Origin of the sequence: Ruminococcus sp. HUN007, assembly GCF_000712055.1 — a bacterium.
Classification (GTDB): Bacteria; Bacillota; Clostridia; order Oscillospirales; family Ruminococcaceae; genus HUN007.
Window position 1 is genome coordinate 1 of the sequence record NZ_JOOA01000001.1, and the last position, 17638, is coordinate 17638.

The 17638-nt window shown below is 40.9% G+C and carries 11 protein-coding genes and 1 pseudogene; all 12 read right to left on the reverse strand.

The features are described from left to right. Positions 1 to 115: 115 nt before the first annotated feature. The gene (locus tag CC97_RS20705; protein WP_049962564.1) at positions 116 to 334 is read right to left on the reverse strand and encodes a hypothetical protein; all 219 of its coding nucleotides are present in this window, start codon (positions 332 to 334) and stop codon (positions 116 to 118) included. Beyond that, positions 309 to 1472, reverse strand: a complete 1164-nt coding sequence (locus CC97_RS00005) for an ABC transporter ATP-binding protein (protein WP_049962565.1) — start codon at positions 1470 to 1472, stop codon at positions 309 to 311. Before CC97_RS00005 ends, CC97_RS20705 begins: the two co-directional genes overlap by 26 nt. Then, positions 1469 to 3212, reverse strand: a pseudogene (locus CC97_RS00010) (ABC transporter ATP-binding protein). Before CC97_RS00010 ends, CC97_RS00005 begins: the two are co-directional and overlap by 4 nt. Further along, positions 3205 to 3840: a TetR/AcrR family transcriptional regulator gene (locus tag CC97_RS00015; RefSeq protein ID WP_044973005.1), complete on the reverse strand. Its 636-nt coding sequence runs from the start codon at positions 3838 to 3840 to the stop codon at positions 3205 to 3207. The pseudogene CC97_RS00010 and the gene CC97_RS00015 overlap by 8 nt, the downstream one beginning before the upstream one ends. Positions 3841 to 4077: 237 nt before the next feature. Next, positions 4078 to 6852, reverse strand: a complete 2775-nt coding sequence (locus CC97_RS00020) for an FtsX-like permease family protein (RefSeq protein ID WP_044973006.1) — start codon at positions 6850 to 6852, stop codon at positions 4078 to 4080. A gap of 12 nt (positions 6853 to 6864) precedes the next feature. Continuing rightward, the gene (locus CC97_RS00025; protein WP_044973007.1) at positions 6865 to 7581 is read right to left on the reverse strand and encodes an ABC transporter ATP-binding protein; all 717 of its coding nucleotides are present in this window, start codon (positions 7579 to 7581) and stop codon (positions 6865 to 6867) included. 362 nt (positions 7582 to 7943) lie between these two features. After that, positions 7944 to 9125: a methionine adenosyltransferase gene (gene metK, locus CC97_RS00030; protein ID WP_044973008.1), complete on the reverse strand. Its 1182-nt coding sequence runs from the start codon at positions 9123 to 9125 to the stop codon at positions 7944 to 7946. A 62-nt stretch (positions 9126 to 9187) separates the two neighbouring features. Beyond that, on the reverse strand, positions 9188 to 10120 hold the full coding sequence (locus CC97_RS00035; RefSeq protein WP_044973010.1) for a serine acetyltransferase: 933 nt from the start codon (positions 10118 to 10120) through the stop codon (positions 9188 to 9190). A gap of 23 nt (positions 10121 to 10143) precedes the next feature. Further along, entirely contained in the window at positions 10144 to 12228 is a 2085-nt protein-coding gene (locus CC97_RS00040) for a non-ribosomal peptide synthetase (protein ID WP_044973012.1), read from the reverse strand. Between the two features lie 19 nt (positions 12229 to 12247). Further along, the gene (locus CC97_RS00045) at positions 12248 to 15106 is read right to left on the reverse strand and encodes an amino acid adenylation domain-containing protein (RefSeq protein ID WP_044973014.1); all 2859 of its coding nucleotides are present in this window, start codon (positions 15104 to 15106) and stop codon (positions 12248 to 12250) included. A 1-nt stretch (position 15107) separates the two neighbouring features. Beyond that, positions 15108 to 16028: a hypothetical protein gene (locus CC97_RS00050; RefSeq protein ID WP_049962566.1), complete on the reverse strand. Its 921-nt coding sequence runs from the start codon at positions 16026 to 16028 to the stop codon at positions 15108 to 15110. An 812-nt stretch (positions 16029 to 16840) separates the two neighbouring features. Further along, complete coding sequence (locus tag CC97_RS00065) at positions 16841 to 17620, reverse strand: alpha/beta fold hydrolase (protein ID WP_044973021.1); 780 nt, start codon at positions 17618 to 17620, stop codon at positions 16841 to 16843. Positions 17621 to 17638: the final 18 nt, after the last annotated feature.

Genomic DNA, 17638 nt, shown 5'->3' on the forward strand with positions numbered 1-17638 from the left:
GAATCTTTCAGAATACATCTTGCTATCGACAAAACGCTGTGCCTGACCTCCCGAAAGCGATTCTCCGCCTTCACCTATTACTGTATCAAACCCATCCGGCAGTTCCATAATGAAATCATAGCAGCGCGCCTTTTTTCGCTGCTTCAATAATCTCTTCACGAGTCGCATCCGGTCTTCCAAGTGCGATATTATTGTAAACTGTATCCTGGAACAGATAAACACGCTGGAACACCATACTGATATTGTCCATGAGTGTTGCAAGCGGGATCTTTCGGATGTCAGTACCCCTTAAGAGAATCTCACCGGATTTAACATCCCAGAATCGTGTAAGCAAGCTTGCAATAGTAGATTTTTCCGCCGCCTGAAGGGCCGACCAGTGCAGTCATTGTGCCCTTATCAGCTTTGAAGGAAACGTCTTTGAGAACATCTTTCTGATCGTAGGCAAATGTTACATTTTTATATTCAATTTCAGGTGCATCTCTGTCTGTAAGAGTCTGTGTACCGTTGTCATCAAGCTGTTTTTCGGCAAAAAGCGCTTCTATTCTGTCAAGGCAGGCACTCATTACTGTAAGTCTCGCCGCCTCAGAATAGAAAGCCTTGATCGGTACAAACAGGTCGAAAAGGAAAAGGAGCATACCGATGTAGTAATTAAGCGGCATAGCACCTTTAAAATACAGGCATGTCGAAACTATGAGAAGAAGTACAGTACCGGCGCCGTAGATCATATTCACACCACGTGACCATGGTGCATGTGCCTCTTCAAAGCCAAGATTGACTTTGCAGTTGTTTTCAAAGCTGTCTGTCAGTTCCTTTGATTTTTCACCGAGCAGATTATAGGTCTTGATAATACCGATGCCTTCTGTAAAATCAAGTACCGCTTTAGTCTGTGTTTCAGAGGCATCCTGTCTTTCCTTTGAATGAGAAAGATCTTTTTTCACCATACCTCTGCCAAGTATTATCATGCAAACAGTAACAGCAAGTGAAGCAAGGCCAAGTCTCCAGTCAAAGAAAAACATAAACAGTATCATAATGATCTGTGAGAACAGGTAGCTCATTACATCTGCAAGCACCATCATGCAGTTTTCTTCGATGAAGACCATATCTGTAGACAGTACCGAGCTGATTCGTCCGATATTTCCTTCTGTGAAAAATCCCATCGGAAGGTGTCGGAGATGTTCACCGAGTTTCATACGCATATCAGAAAATATCATGTAACCGGCAGCACTTTGCAGTCTGTCAGCTATATTCTGAAAAACTGCCTGTACTGCAACACTGAGTACAAGCGCAATAGCAGCATAAACGCCAGCCTTCTTCGTGAGTTCGCCGTCGATGAAAGCCGATACGATCATAAATGTTGCAATTGCAGGAGACTTCATCAGCATGCCTTTAAGAAATGACAGGACAAACGCTCCGTATATTCTTCCCTTATATTTACCCGAAACATCAAGGATACGCTTTATCATACTGATCATGCTTTCACCTCATTTCCAATCGTCCAGTTCGCTCTGGCTTCACTGCTGTTCCAGAGTTTCTGATATTCCTCACAGCTCTGCAGAAGCTTTTCATGAGTGTCGGCGGCAATGATATTTCCATCTTTCATAACACATATTTTATCCGCATTAATAATCGTCTGTAAACGATGAGCAATGACAAGGACGGTTTTACCTTTGATAATCTCACCTATTGCTGCATTCATTTTTTCCTCGTTTTCCGGATCGATAAATGCTGTCGCTTCATCAAGAACAATAACTGGTGCATTTTTCAGTATCGCTCTTGCAAGAGAAATACGCTGGCGTTCACCTCCGGAAAGCTGCTTGCCGCCGTCACCAGCCATAGTATCAATGCCCTTAGGAAGACGCTCAAGGAATTCACTGCACTGAGCCTTGTCAGCTGCCGCAAGTACTTCTTCACGGGAAGCATCAGGTTTTCCTATGAGAATATTGTCATACAGTGTCGTGTTGAATAAAAACTGCTCCTGTGAAACATAGGAAATATTATCATTAAGAGCTTCAATGCTCATATCTGTAATGCCCTGACCTCCGAGAGATATCTTACCTCCGTTCAGGTCATAATAATGTACAAGAAGCTTGGCCAGCGTAGATTTACCACTGCCCGATTCACCGACCAGAGCGGTAAGAGTTCCCTCGCCAAGTCCCAGTGAAACGCCATGCAGTACTTCCTGTTCCTTGTAAGCGAAATGTACATCATCAAACTTTACTTCATGTGAAGTTCCTTTAAACGGATGATTTTCAGATTTAAGCGGAGCATTGTCCATGGCTTTTTCAATCTCGTCAACCTTGTAGTTAAGCTGCGGGAATTTACCTGCAAAGTTCAGCGCCTTAAGCAGCGGTCCTCCGATAGACAGCGTCAGGCAGAACACAAGAACAAGATCAGCAAGTGAAGCAGTACCTTTTGCAACCATCGTTGTACCGACCGGAAGCATCACGAGCGCAACACACGGAATAAGAGCAGTATAGAGAGCCATCCACGGCCAGCAGATCCTGTACCATGCAAGAGTAAAATCACGGTAGCTTTTAATATCGTTCTCATAACGCTTGTAGGATTCACCATCGCGTCCGAAAACCTTGACTACTTCCATACCGTTTACGTACTCAATGATCGTGGAGTTCATTTTTGCAGCAGACGTGTAATAATCATTCATTTTCGCCATTCCTGCCTTGAACATCATCCCCATTGCAAAAAGGCCAAGCGGAAGAGAACAAAGTGCCAGCAGAGCAAGTTTCCAGTTTGCAAAGAACATGCAGACAACAGCGATCAGCGCCAGAGCGAGATTTGAAATTCCTTCAGGAATAGCGTGGGCAAGAATAAGTTCGACCTGCTCAATATCATCGGTGAACAGTTTTTTTTATCTTACCGTTTCCCATGTCGTGGATCGTGCCGAGAGGCTGTCTCTCCAGTTTTTTCTGCAGGGATATACGAATATTTTTCAGCGTATTGTATGCTGAGATATGTGAAAATTTCAGTCCAAGCACATAAAGATTAGCATGAACTAACTCGCATACAAAAATAATAGCGATATGCATCGCTAAATAACCAGCTGATAACTTTTCGCCGTCTATCAGCGGTCTGATGATTCGGTACACCATAAAAAAAGGTACCATAGAGGCAATAAGTGAAACAAGCATTGTCCACAGTGCCGCGTAAGTGTACCTGATGTAGCTGCCCATATAGGGCTTGATCTTGTTAAACAAAGTTTACATCGCCTTTCCTTAAAATAATGACCTCTTTCCAGTTGAAAAACCGACAGATAATACGGCAGTGCTCCTCAATCTGCTCCCAGGACATATCGTGAACGAATGGCTCACAGATACAAGTCCAGAAAGAAGAAAGCAGTACATGGAACTCATCACGTGTTACCTCTGCCTGCGCTAAGCCGCGTTTTTTTGATTCTGAGTAGTACTGTTCATAGGCATAGCTCATTTTGATTACAAAATCATGATTGAAATTCTCATACTTTGTCCCTGCCGCCTTATCGATCAGCATGGTGAACGTATTACGATACTTATACAGCAAACTGAACAGTGGTAACATCGAATCATAGGTCATCTGCCATGTATCGTATATCTCCTTATCCAAAAGTTTGGAAAAGTCGATATTCGATCGTTCCTCAATAAATACTTCAAGCCGCTCTGCTATTTCGTCAACAAGCGCACAGAACAAGTCCTCTTTGCCTTTGTAGCGTTTGTAGACTGCACCAGTCGTAATACCGGCATTCTCACAGATCGTTTTCAGATCCGACTTTACGAATCCCTTATTAAGAAACTCTGCTTCTGCACTGGCAAGCAGACGCGGGTCAATACTTCTGTCGGGTACTGACATATGTTTCCTCCTTTCGTTGAAAACTGAATTACCGATAATTCAATTATCAGGTTAGCGTACGCTTATTATATTAGCATACGCTTACTGCTTTGTCAAGCCATTTGAAACACTAATTTTAAAAATAGGCATAATAGATAAAACACAAAGAAAAAAGCCGTCCAGTTATGAACGGCTTAATATTACCATTTCTGCATGAAACAGAAAGTATAATGTTTAGTGAACGTAATTTTTTTCGATTTATTCAGCGTTCTTAAGTGCAAGAACTTTCGGTATCTTACGAATACGAATGTAGTCGATAATCGTGATTATAAGATAAGCTGCAAATACAAGAACAAATTCCTTGACGAATCCTGATGCCGGCATTACGAAGTCGAACCACCCGCTCATACTCATTAACATTAGCTGCCATGCAAATTTCATAAGGACGAAACCAAGGTATATTGCAATGAATTCCGAGAAGAATACCATTAACGCAGTCGGTATAATATAGAGCGACGCAATCTCACCGTTGCTGTAGCCAAGGATCTTAGTCATCGAAATAGCTCGTTCGTTTTTTTCAATGATGATCTTTGTAAGAAGATAAAGGATGATCGCAGCAATGATAACGCAAACATACTGGAAGTAAACCATGTAGGCACCCATAGAGTGATCCAGCTGACGGGCGATCTTAAGCATATCGTCCACAGTGATCTTTTTAACAATGTATTCCTCATCGATGTCATTAACCGGGTTATTGCTTAAATATCCGGTAAAGCTTCCTTCGTCCTTATCGAACTCATGGTTGAATCTGTCGTTGCTCATAAACACTGTTAAAGCAGCAGTATAATCGTAAATATCGTATACTCTGAATGTGTAGTCCTTATGCTCATACTTTTCAGAAAGAACAATAGTGTCCCCGGCTTGTACTCCGTACTTGTCAGCATAAGCTTTCGAAACATAGACCTCATCATCGTCTGCATTCTTTTCATATTTACTGTCAAGATTTATATATTTACTGTTTTCTGCAACACCGTAAACTGAAATTTCTTCGTTGTATGTATCAGATTTTCTTTCCAGCGAATAAACGGAAAAGATCTCGGCATCCTTAGCGGCAGTTGTAATAGTGTCTCCGTCTTCATCCTCAGTAGTACTTAAAATGATCTGTTCTTTGGCAAACATACCGTCTTCAATATTATTCTGATAATATGAAAGAGTTTCCGGTAAGCCAACGACCATGGAAAGCAGCAGCATAACGAATGTGATTCCTACAAAAAGCATCAGATAGTTCGGAATGTTCTGAAGGAATACACGCATTCGGAAACGTGAGAGGAAGTTCCATCTCGGAAGTCTCATGGTCTTCTTCTTTTTGTTCTGCTTAAGATCATGTCGTAAGAAGCGCAAAGGTGACAGACGCAGAGTTTTTGTAATTACAACAAGATTTATCACAAGCATGAGAACCAGAGGAATAACTGTTGTACGAATAAATGCTTCAGGAGTCCAGATGGTTCTGTACTTCGGCAGACTATAACTGTTATTGTACATTCCTATAACAGTATCCTTGAAAAATGAATAGCCAAGTGCATTGCCTGCGATCGCAGCGAAAGCAACTACAAGCAGCGGAGCACTCATGTAATAGCGTAACAGTTCTCCTTTGGTATAACCGGAAGCTCTGAGTGTACCGATAACCGATGATTCCTGGTCAAGGGTTGTACTTATAGTTACTGCAAAAATGAATGCAAATACTGCTGTAAGAATGTAAAGAAGCACTCCTGCCATCGCCTTGTCTGATCCAAGGTCGTTTTTGGCAAAATTCATTGCATTGTTTGCATAGGCAGGAACAAAATCCTTTATTTCAAGATCTTCATTTTCTGAAGCCGCCACCTGAGTTAAAAGTACCTTAAGAAAATGGTCTGAAAGTTCTTTTTCCTCATATTCATCCGCCGGAGCGTTATTGTAAGTAAATGCATAATTTGAACTTGTATTGCTTCTGATTCTGGCAAAACCTTCGTCTGTGGTCATACCCACATTGAAAGTAAGTGCATCAAACATGGAATCAGTGTTACTCTCGTATAATGTCGAATAATCAACGAAAGCAGCAAGTCCGCACACTTCAAACTTCGTTTTTCCTGCATAAATAGTGTCGCCGGTTTTTATTCCGGCATTGTCTGCGTGCATACGGTCGATAAGTATCTCTTTATCATTTTCAGGAGCATGACCATCAAGTATGTCATACAGATCGATGTCATTTCTTTCAGGATAAACTCTTATCTTTGAATCATTCGTGCCAGTATTCTTATGTATTTCATCTACATCCTTATAGAAAAGCTCATAAACTGTGACCGGAACAGGATCAAATTCTTCATCCAGTTCATATCTTTCTGAAAGTTCAGAATATTTTTCATCTATCTTATCATCTATTTCCTTGTGTGCTTTTTCAAAAGCTTCGTCCAGAGCCTTGTCGTAATCTTCAGACTCTTTTGCAGTTTTCAGTGCCTCTTCATATGCCTTGTCAAAGTTTTCGCTTAAAGCACTGTCATAAGCCTTGTCGATAGCAGCCTGTTTTTCCTCGTCGGAATATTTCATACCAGCTTGCTCAGCCTGTGCAAGCTGACCGGTAACAGCTGCAGAAACCTGTTCAAGTATAGCTGCCTTTACCTGCTTTTCTACTTCTTCCGCTACAGCATCTTCAACGGCGTCAATAACTTCATCCTCTGCCTCATCATAGGCACGTTCACGGAATACTGATACAACATCAGCTTTCTCACCTGATTCTATAGCTTTGATCGTTTCCTCATCCGCTTTGTCCGAAAGGCGGAAATGTCCGTGCTCACGCTTCATGATCGTAACATTTTCATCAAGCGTGGTAAGCATACTGTTATTGGCGACATACATACCGGAAACAAATCCTATGACCGTTACCAGCATAAGAAAAATCATTATATAACGTCTTCGATCACGCCAAATGTCCTTCCAGACACGCTTTACCATCGGATCACGCGGACGCTTTCCGAATGAAATACTGTTCTTTTCCATACCGGAGCCCCCTTACCAGTCGAGCTCTTCGGCAGTGATCTTTTCAGTATTGATTATGTCATGCCTTATCTTACCGTCACGGAACTTGATCACATGGTCAGCCATATTCTTTATAGCTTCGTTGTGAGTAACCATTATTATTGTATTTCCATACTTCTGGTTTACTTCTTCAATGAGTTTAAGAATCTCCTTGGAAGTCTTGTAATCAAGCGCACCTGTCGGTTCATCACAAAGAAGTATATCTGGATTTTTGATTATCGCACGTCCTATGGAAACTCTCTGCTGCTGACCGCCGGAAAGCTGATTCGGAAGTTTATAACGATGATCGTAAAGACCAAGAATCTTTAAAAGCTCATCAATATCAAGCGGCTTGTCAGAAAGATATGCACCTGTTTCTATATTTTCCTTAACATTGAGGTTTGGTATAAGATTGTACATCTGAAATACGTATCCCAGATGCTTTCTTCTGTACAGAGTCAGATTCTTTTCGTTCATTTCCTCAAGCTTATCACCATTGATAATGATATCGCCTGAATCTGCGTTATCTATTCCTCCGAGAATATTAAGCAGCGTGGACTTACCGGAACCTGACGGGCCGAGAAGAACACAGAATTCTCCCTTTCCAACTGTAAAATCAAGACCTTTCAGTACTTCCTGTCTTGTTTCTCCTTCGCCGAAACTCTTTTTGAGTCCGCGTACTTCGAGGAATTTTTTCTCCTGTTCACTCATGATTATTTTGCTCCTTTTCTATGTCTAAGGAAACACTGATTAAATCGGAAATCCGGCTTTGCCGGATTTCCGAAGGTGGGATTTTCGGGGCTTCGCCCCGAACCCCACGCTGATTTATTCATAAATCAGCGTTTCCCTGATAGTTAGTCGCTGCTAACCTTTCCGCTTATAATTATATCACTGTATATTTAGAAATTCAAGCCTCTTTTACCATATCAGTGAATTATCGGCGCTTAGTACAAAATAAAGCAGCATCAGCAAAAACAGTTCAACCATTTTGCTGATGCCGATCTTTACATTTGTATTATTGCTAGGAACTTGTTCCGCTTCTCACATGGATAAGTGAATTAACCAGCTTTTTATCAGAAACCTAAAGCTTTTTTCAGTTCTTCAGTCTTATCTGTCTTTTCCCACGCTGCGCCAAGATCTTCACGTCCCATATGACCATATGCCGCGAGTTTTCTGTACTGAGGTTTTCTCAGATCAAGTTTTTCTATAATTGATGCAGGTCTGAGATCAAAAACCTTATTTACAGCTTCTGCTATTTTGTCATCATCAGTCTTACCTGTTCCAAATGTATCTACAAGAACAGATACAGGACTTGCAACACCGATAGCATACGCAAGCTGAACTTCACACTTGTCAGCAAGTCCGGCAGCAACTACGTTCTTTGCAACGTAACGTGCTGCATAAGCTGCTGAACGGTCTACCTTCGTCGGATCCTTTCCTGAAAAAGCTCCGCCGCCGTGTCTTGAATATCCGCCGTATGTGTCAACAATAATCTTACGTCCTGTAAGGCCACAGTCGCCCATAGGACCGCCTGTTACAAATCTTCCTGTCGGGTTGATAAAGTACTTTGTATTATCATCAAGAAATTCAGATGGAATAACTGTTTTAATAACATATTCCATAATATCCTTTCTGATCTCTTCAAGGCTTACGTCTTCTGAATGCTGAGTAGAAATAACCACCGTATCAACTCTTACCGGCTTTCCGTCATCATACTCAACTGTTACCTGTGATTTTCCGTCCGGTCGCAGATAATTAAGCGTACCGTTCTTCCTTACTTCCGTAAGTTTAAGAGCAAGCCTGTGAGCAAGAGAGATCGGAAGAGGCATAAGTTCCCTGGTTTCGTTGCACGCAAAACCAAACATCATGCCCTGGTCACCTGCACCGATCGCATCAGCATCATTCTCACTGCCGTCCTTCGATTCAAGAGCCTTGTTAACACCAAGAGCTATATCAGCACTCTGTTCATTGATCGAAGTTATAACTGCGCATGTGTTACCGTCAAAACCATATTTTGCTCTGTCGTAGCCAATATCAGTGACCACATTCCTTACTATACTCGGAATATCGACATATGCACTGGTTGTTATCTCACCCATACACATGATCATACCAGTCGCAGCAGTTGTTTCGCACGCTACTCTGGCAGCCGGGTCTTTCTCAAGTATTGCATCAAGAACAGCATCCGATATCTGATCGCAGATCTTGTCCGGATGTCCTTCTGTTACTGATTCTGAAGTAAAAAATTTCTTCACCTGTATATCCTCCTGTCGGTGTGACTTTATTTCCCCTCACCCGATATTTCCAAATAAGAGCGTTATATAATATAGAACCACTCATTGTCATTTTCCGATTCAACTTTCTCAACTGAATTAGCCGAATCAAATTTATATCTGAGTTCCTGATTTTTCACGCTGACTTTTGCGCCGTCAGATACAGAGTGAGTAATAAAAGCATTTCCTCCTATTACTACATTTTTTCCTATAACAGTATCACCGCCAAGGATAGAAGCTCCTGAATATATCGTAACATTGTCTTCGATGGTCGGATGCCGTTTTTTGCTTTTAAGAAGCTGACCGCCTCTTGTCGAAAGCGCACCAAGCGTTACACCCTGATAGATCTTGACATAGTCCCCTATCTCTGTCGTTTCACCGATCACTATACCTGTTCCGTGATCGATAAAGAAATACTTTCCTATTGAAGCACCCGGATGTATATCGATTCCAGTCTGGCTGTGAGCATATTCAGTCATCATACGCGGAATTACAGGAACTCCAAGCAGATACAGCTCGTGCGCTATCCTGTTGACAAGTACTGCAAACAGTCCCGGGTATGAATAGATGATCTCATCCTCGCTGAAAGCAGCCGGATCACCGTCGTAAGCTGCCTGTACATCAGTTTTTATATACTCTCTGATCTTACCGAGTTTTCCTACAAATTCAAGAGATAACTTCTCGGCTTCTTCTGATCTGTTATCCTCTTCGCCAAGAACAATTGATATCTGCTTTGTAAGCTTGTAAATTACATCCTCGAGAAGCATTGAAAGATTGTTTCTGAGAGTATACACCTTGATGGATCTGTTTCTGAAATATCCTGGAAAAATTATTTTTCTGAGATCTGTAAGTATCTCAACTATAACATCCTTGTCCGGATGATTGAATATTTTAGAATCGTCAGTTTTTCTTCTCTCTTCATCATCAGCAAGAAAACTGTTTACGATCCCGCTAATGCTTTCTTCAATTGCGTTCAAGCCATATTCTCCTCTGTGTTTTCTTAATCAAGTTCTGCCGCAAGCAGCTCAGCAAGTTCATCTTCATCAAGTGCATCAAGATCTTTATCGTTATCTTTCTTAGCTATAAATTTACTGTAAAGATATGATGCAAAACTGTTCACGGTGTTGTGGTTAAATATATCAGCTATATCAAGCTTGACATTCGGAATTGTATTGAACTTTTCAACTATGCTCACTGACATCTCGGAATTGATACCCATCTGCATAAAAGGCATGTCGGCATCAGTTTTATCCTGAGGAACACCTGTTGCTTCAGCGACCTCGGAAATAATGATTTTCTTCAGATCATCCTCGCTTCTGATCACCGCATCTGAAAGACTGCCGCTCTCCTTTGGTTCCAGAACATAAACTACTTTTTCAAGTCCGTCAGAAAGATATAATTCTTTAGTTTTCTTGTGCTGTATTTTATCACTCTGCGTTCTCGGAATTGAGTTTTCTTTTACGATTACGACGCTTTTTACAGGAAGAGAAAAAGTGGAAAGAACTGCTTTTCTGATATTTTCTGCTGCAGCTTTCACCTTTTCTGAAGTAATATTTTCATTCTTTATTTCCTGAATTATAACAAGGCTGTTTTCTTCACTGTCCGAAGCCGAGAATGCACACGCAGCATAACTAAGTGCCGAATCGCTGCCGGATGCTACTTCTTCAATATCAGCAGGATAATAGTTCGCACCGTGAATAACTATAAGATCTTTGAAACGTCCGGTAACATAAAGCTCACCGTCTTCGCCCCAGAAACCTGCGTCACCGGTGTGAAGAACTCTTCGGCCGTTTCTGTCTTTCTTATACACTGCTTCTGTAGCTTCTTCAGAATCCCAGTACCCTTCTGCCAGAGTAGGTCCGGCTGCACATATCTCACCGATACGGAGTTCAGGAAGTATCTCTCCGTCCGAATCAGTAATAAACACCTGATTATTCTCTATCGGTACTCCGTTTCCTATGAGGTATGTATATGAACTGTCGTTTTCATCTTCGACAGCTATACTGCCGCAAAGACGTCCGCTCTCTTCTATCTTTACGATATTTCTTGAAAGTGCCTCTTTATCAGCCTTTACCCATCCTATAGGATCATCAATATCGTTTACTGTGAGAACAAGGGTCGCCTCAGCCAGTCCGTATCCAGTCCTGATGATATCATCTCTCATGCCGAATTTCTTCGCCAGATCAAGAAATGTTATAAATGTACTGAAACGTACAGGTTCGGATCCGCTCAGCATGGATTTCATTGAAGCAAGAGAGATCTTATCCGGATTTCCGGCATCAAGATTCTTCTTCAGCAGTGTACAGAGAAGTTCAAATGCGAAATTAGGGGCTACTGTATGAGTTCCTCCGAATTCACTGATCGCTCTGAACCATTTCATCGGGTCTTTTTTGAATATAAGCGGAGACATAAAGATATTAGTAATGTTGCTGTAAACACTTGTAAGAAGTCCTGCTATAAGTCCCATGTCGTGATGATAAGGAAGCCAGCTTACCCACTTGTCTGATCTGACAAAATGCATCTTGCTTTCAATTTCCCGCATATTAGCACTCAGTGATTCGTTGGTTACAACAACACCCTTAGGTTCACTTGTGGAACCGGATGTAAACTGCAGAAGTGCGGCATCACCGAAAACCACTTCATTTACAGGTACGCTGCCTGAAGACATTGAAAAACTGTATACCGGAATCGAATCATACATTTTTTCAGATATCATTTTAAGATTTTCTGACTCTGTATCATTGGTAAGTATGCATTTTGCTTTGCACCTGCTTATTATTCTTCCGGTTTTTTCAAAATCAGCATCCTTATAAGGAAAATCAAGCGGAACAGCGGATGCTCCTAGCATAGTGCAGCCGAAAAACGCATAAACTACTTCTATGTTCTGTCTGAAAGCCAGAATGCATTTGTCATTTTTTCCGACTCCTCTGTTCTTAAGAAACCCAGCGTACTTAGAAGCTGCTTCGTATATCTGCTTAAAGGTAAACTTTTCACTGTCGTTTTCATCAAGATAGATATATGCAACTTCATCCGGAGTTTCAATAGCTCTGTTTTTAAGCCTTAGTGCAAGTGAATCTGAATACATTGTAATACTCCTTTTATTATCATATTTCCCCGAATTCCGTATCATCATCATTATTTTCTGCAAGCTTTTCGTCGATAGATGCTGCGATTGCTTCAAGTGTTGGATCATTGTACATTTCCTTGAGCGATAGTTCTATATCATACTGTTTCTTGACAACTGTCAGCAGATGCGTTGCAAGAAGGCTGTCACCGCCTGCCTGGAAGAAACTCTGGTTGATACCTACTTCCTTTACGCAAAGAATTTCTTTCCAGAGTTCTGCGATCTTCTTTTCAGTTTCTGTTTTCGGAGGTACAAGTTCAATATTGTTTTCTTCGGAAACAAGTTCTGTTATTTTATCCTTGTCTGCTTTTCCGTTCTTGTTAAGCGGAATTTTATCAAGGAATATTATTTTTTCAGGTACCATGTATTCAGGCAGCTGTCCTGAAAGATAATATTTAAGTGCATTTACTGAAAGTGCTTCGTTTATATTCTTTTCTGACGCTTCAATAAACATAAAAACGGATTTTTCTATTGTTCTGCAGGTAACTTTTCTGAAACCGGCATCTGCAAAGTATTCACACATTTTCTCCGGCGGAACTATCGGATTTTTTGATACCGGACGATTTTCTTCAGTAAAACGTTCAAATCCGTTTTCTATAACAGCTGCAGTAATTCCGGAAACAGGAGGCATTTCCTTAAGATCGGTTACAAAAGCAGTACCGTTTTTCTTAAGCATATCCTTTATAATGAAAACTGCATGAGGAATATCTTCTTTTGTATGAAAATCATTTACTGAAATTACCATATCAAAAGAATTTCTTAATTCTTCCGGAACATACTCCTTTATTATTTCAAAACTGCAGTCTTCATCTGCAAGATTCTGTTTTGCCTGTGCGATAAAGAATTCTGATGAATCGATAAGAGTAAGTGAAACATCCGCATCGCTTACCTTTTCAAGCAGGTACTTAGCAAGAAGCCCTGTTCTGGCACCTGTAAATGCAATGTTCATATTCATTCCGTCATCATCATACTTATCGTTTATCCTGTCGGCGATAATATCAATGCTCTTCAGTATTCCTGGTTCTTGCGCTGAAAGCTTCTCAGGTGACAGCACCTCATCTTTCAGCATATCAGCTTTATCGCGGGTCCCCTTCAGGATATCAGCTATAAAATCAGCTTTTTCGATAATTTCCTTAAAAGCTTCATACACCTCTTTATCAGGTGTAATATCAAAGCGATCACCAGCAGTTATTATTCCGTCTTCAAGTTTAATTATTCCGTCATTTTTCAGACTTTCGATCCAGTAATCATAAAGATTTCTGTGTTCAGGAACAAATCCAAGACTGGTAAAATGATCGTCAATGTTCACCCTGATACTGCAGTCTTCAATACCAAGGATCTTCTTTATTACAAAACCGTTTACCTGCTTCTGTGCTGCAAGAATATCTGTATTATCGCTTTCAGTGCTTAAGATCTCCGGAACGCATTTAGAACCGTCATTTGCTTCAACAACGACCGATGCAAGATACTGTCTTGTGCTGTTCTGCACCATTACAGAATGTGCATTTTTAACGCTTTCATGAGCAAGAAGCTTTCCGGTTATCTCACCAAGCTCAACACGGAAACCGCCGAACTTGACCTGATCATCAAGTCTGCCGAGAAATTCGATATTACCGTCCGGCCAGTACATTCCTTTGTCGCCTGTTCTGTACCAGCGCTCACCGGAATCTGTTATAAAACGCTCTGAAGTAAGGTCAGGCGAATTTATATATCCTTTTGCAAGACCTTTACCGCCAATAAGAATCTCACCTGGTTCATTATCTTCACAGTCTGTGAGATCTTCCTTTACTATTCTGTATTTCTGATTATAAAGAGGAACGCCATAAGGAACAGACTTCCAATCCGGATCAGTATTGTTTCCGGCATCAAAATAATTTGACCAGATTGAAGCTTCTGTTGCACCGCCAAGAGCAATCATACGTGCACTGCTGTTTTTCTCACGGAATTTATTAACAAGTGACGGATATACCCAGTCACCGGAAACCATAGCAAGTTTCAGTTTTCCTGCTGCTTCATTTTCTGTATCGGCACAGATAAGCATTTCAAAAAGCATAGGTACAGAGTTCCATACCGTTACATTTTCATGTGCCATAAATGTTTTCCAGAGGCCGGCTTCCTTTTTCATTCCACGGTCAGAAATGACCACTTTCCCTCCGACAGAAAGAAGTCCGAACACGTCATATACTGAAAGGTCAAAGTCTATTTCGGAAACAGCAAATACCGCATCATTCCTGCTTACTCCGAAACGCTCATTTATATCTGCAATAGTATTATGAGCAGCATAGTGCTGAATCTCAACGCCCTTCGGTGTACCTGTCGTACCGGAAGTGAAGATGATATAGGCTGAAGAAGCAACTGGAATTTCTGTATAAGACTCTTCCGCTTCACTTGTTTCTGCTTCTGACGGAGTTATTGTCTTTATGTTCAGTTTTTCAAAAAACACCTTATTTTCTTCTGAAGTAACCGCACCGCTGATATTAGCTTTTTCGCATATAAATTTTCTTCTTTCATCAGGTACTGAAGAACTCATCGGCAGATAAGTGCAGCCAGCAGCAAGTATGCCCATTATCGCGCTGATATATTCTGCACTCTTTTCAATAACGACTGCTACTATATCTCCGGGTTTAAAACCTTTTTTCTTAAGCTGACTGCTGTATCGGAGTGCTTTATCAGCGATCATTCCGTAAGTAAAATATTCATATTCACCGTTACCGTCACGCTGAGCAACCGCTATACGTACCGGATCTTCCGCTGCATTGCGGAAAAAGTCTTCATGAAGAAGCTTCTCAGGAATATCATGATCTGTCTGATTAACCTTTTTTCTTATTTCACTTAACATTTTAATCCTCCAGTAAAGTTTCAATCGAATCTATTTTAAGATCAGCGAGAATATCGTTGATTATCTCTGTACTGTCATACGCATTTTCATAGAATTCCTTAACTACTTTTTTCGAAATAACGCCCTTTCTAACCTGTTCGGATAATTCCTTGTCAACGTAGTTTACAGTTTTGTTTCTGTACGCAAGATATGACCACAGATGAGCAAGCTTGCATCCGGACGCTATGTATGTGGACGACATTGTTTTCATTGGTTTCCAGTCCATTTCCTTTGTGATATAGTCAATCATCTCCATCGGCTTATAAGGAAAATACTGATACATGAAAACTCCCTTTACCCCATCCGGAAATAGTTCTTCCGGAAAATAGTCAATAATGTCCGGCGCTTTTTCCGAACTTATTTTCCTTGCTTTATCAACGCTTTCCCTTATCATTTCACGAATAGCTTCTCTTTTTACTATTCGTTTAGGATCTGTTTCAAAGCTTTCCCCCATACCGACTACCTGTTCAGGATTATGTCCTGAGAATACCATCGGAGCACCATGTTCTAGAGCGAAATCAGCAGCAGCTCTTATCATGAAGCGGCCGCAGTAATTGCATATATGGCCGAATCCGCCATCCTTCAGTTCCTTTGAAGTAAAGAGAAACCTGAAATATCTTCTCATTACATCTTCATCGAACTTGTTTACATGCAGCGGCATATCCAGCTTTCTGCAGATATTTTCAGCTCCTTCAAACGTCTGATTGTACTCATAATGTATGTCGTTGATAAAACCTATAAGTCTTAAACCATATTTTCTGCGAAGCGTGCATGCAAGATAAGCACTGTCCTTACCGCCGCTCATCATTACTACACCGTCATATTTTTCGCCTTTGCCCTTGTGCTGGTTTATCGTGTCCTCAAAAACATTTTTAAGCAGCATCCAGTCCGGTTCACGTTCTTTCTGGGCAAGACGGCAAAGTGAACATATTCCCTTCTGGTCAAGAATGATGTTACTGTTTAAATCCTCTTGTATATAGCAGCGCTTGCATCGCCTGTCAGTAAAAAAAATTCAATCAGAGCTCCTCCTTATAACCAATTTCTGAATTCTGAAATATATCCCCTGATATTTCTGCTTTCATATGAACAAACCTGACACTCCGAACATATTCCGGCAGAATATTCATTATCACACAGTGATAAAAAATGAAGTTTTCCTCGCTGTTTTGTCTTCCACAGACAATCTGAAAAATCATACATTTTCATTTTCTCTGTAAGACCTTTTCCGGTATACTTTAAGAAAGCTTCCTTCAGGCTCCACAGACCTGAACAGTACATATAAGGATCCGAAGAAAGTGAAATCAGTTTTTTCTCATTACTGCTCATCGCAAAATCCATTACTGAATCCAGATGAGTTATCCTGTCCTGAATATCAATACCTATTTCAGACGAAGAAAGACCGCAGCATACCGCTCCTCTGCAATGTGAGAGGCTGAAAAAAAGACTTTTTTCATTATCAAAATAAGGTTTTTCCAGTGTCGGCACATACTACAGCGGGCATATCTCTGCTGTTTCTTTCTTTATAAAAGGAATAAAACAGAAGGAAGTATACTGCGATACAATTTTTCATATCAGATGGTTTAATGTAGCTGTATGCTTTTTTTATACGGCTTTCAGGAAGGAAACTCATCATGAAAGTGAGTTCATGATCTGTGAGCTCCTCAGTTCCTGATGCCGTCAGGATATTTACAAAACTCATGCGCTCTGTCCGGCTTTATTTTCAAGTGCAGCATTTATCCTCTTCTTAAGCATGGTAACATATTGCGAACCGAGATTGAAAAGGAAGAAATGATTTCCCTCAAATTCGCGCTTTTTCAGATATGCTGTCGTTACATTATTCCAGTCATCAAGCATATTAAAGGCTGCGTCATGATCAAGTGTACCTGCATACGCATATACCGGAACACTAATCATCTCACCGTTATAGTTGAATGATTCATTAAGCTTATAGTCATTTCGGATATGCGGTATAAGATATTTCATGAGTTCTCTGTTTTTCAGAACGTTTTCAGGCGTTCCTCCCATTATCGTCAGCTCATTTATTAGCGCATCATCATCCATGCTTGTATTGAATCTGTCAGGCAGATGAACGCACGGAGAGTGTCTGCCTGATACAATCAGTATTTCAGGACTGTTCATATTTCTTTTTTCCATTTCATATGCTGTCCTGAAAGCTACTGCCGCTCCCATGCTGTGACCGTAAAATACGATTCTTCTTCCGTCAGCAAACCGATCAACTGCTTCCGCAGCAAGTTCAGAAAGCTTTGTCATATCATAGATGTATTTTTCCCCCATACGGCAGCCTTTACCCGGAAGTTCTACTGGTACGAAAACTGTATTGTAATCGGACTGAAGCTGCCATTTTCTATACACTGCAGCGGATCCGCCTGCGTGATGAAAACAGAAAATCATAACTGCGTCTTTTCCGGCTTTCCCAAACTTATTGAACGGAAACCAGTTTTCAAAATCATTCACAATGATCTGTCCTTTCGT

What these genes read in the sequence shown, in the direction of transcription:
- CC97_RS00005 (WP_049962565.1), bottom strand. Translation starts at nt 1,472, where the DNA reads ATGATCAGTATGATAAAGCGTATCCTTGATGTTTCGGGTAAATATAAG.
- CC97_RS00015 (WP_044973005.1), bottom strand. Translation starts at nt 3,840, where the DNA reads ATGTCAGTACCCGACAGAAGTATTGACCCGCGTCTGCTTGCCAGTGCA.
- CC97_RS00020 (WP_044973006.1), bottom strand. Translation starts at nt 6,852, where the DNA reads ATGGAAAAGAACAGTATTTCATTCGGAAAGCGTCCGCGTGATCCGATG.
- CC97_RS00025 (WP_044973007.1), bottom strand. Translation starts at nt 7,581, where the DNA reads ATGAGTGAACAGGAGAAAAAATTCCTCGAAGTACGCGGACTCAAAAAG.
- CC97_RS00040 (WP_044973012.1), bottom strand. Translation starts at nt 12,228, where the DNA reads ATGTATTCAGATTCACTTGCACTAAGGCTTAAAAACAGAGCTATTGAA.
- CC97_RS00045 (WP_044973014.1), bottom strand. Translation starts at nt 15,106, where the DNA reads ATGTTAAGTGAAATAAGAAAAAAGGTTAATCAGACAGATCATGATATT.
- CC97_RS00050 (WP_049962566.1), bottom strand. Translation starts at nt 16,028, where the DNA reads ATGCTGCTTAAAAATGTTTTTGAGGACACGATAAACCAGCACAAGGGC.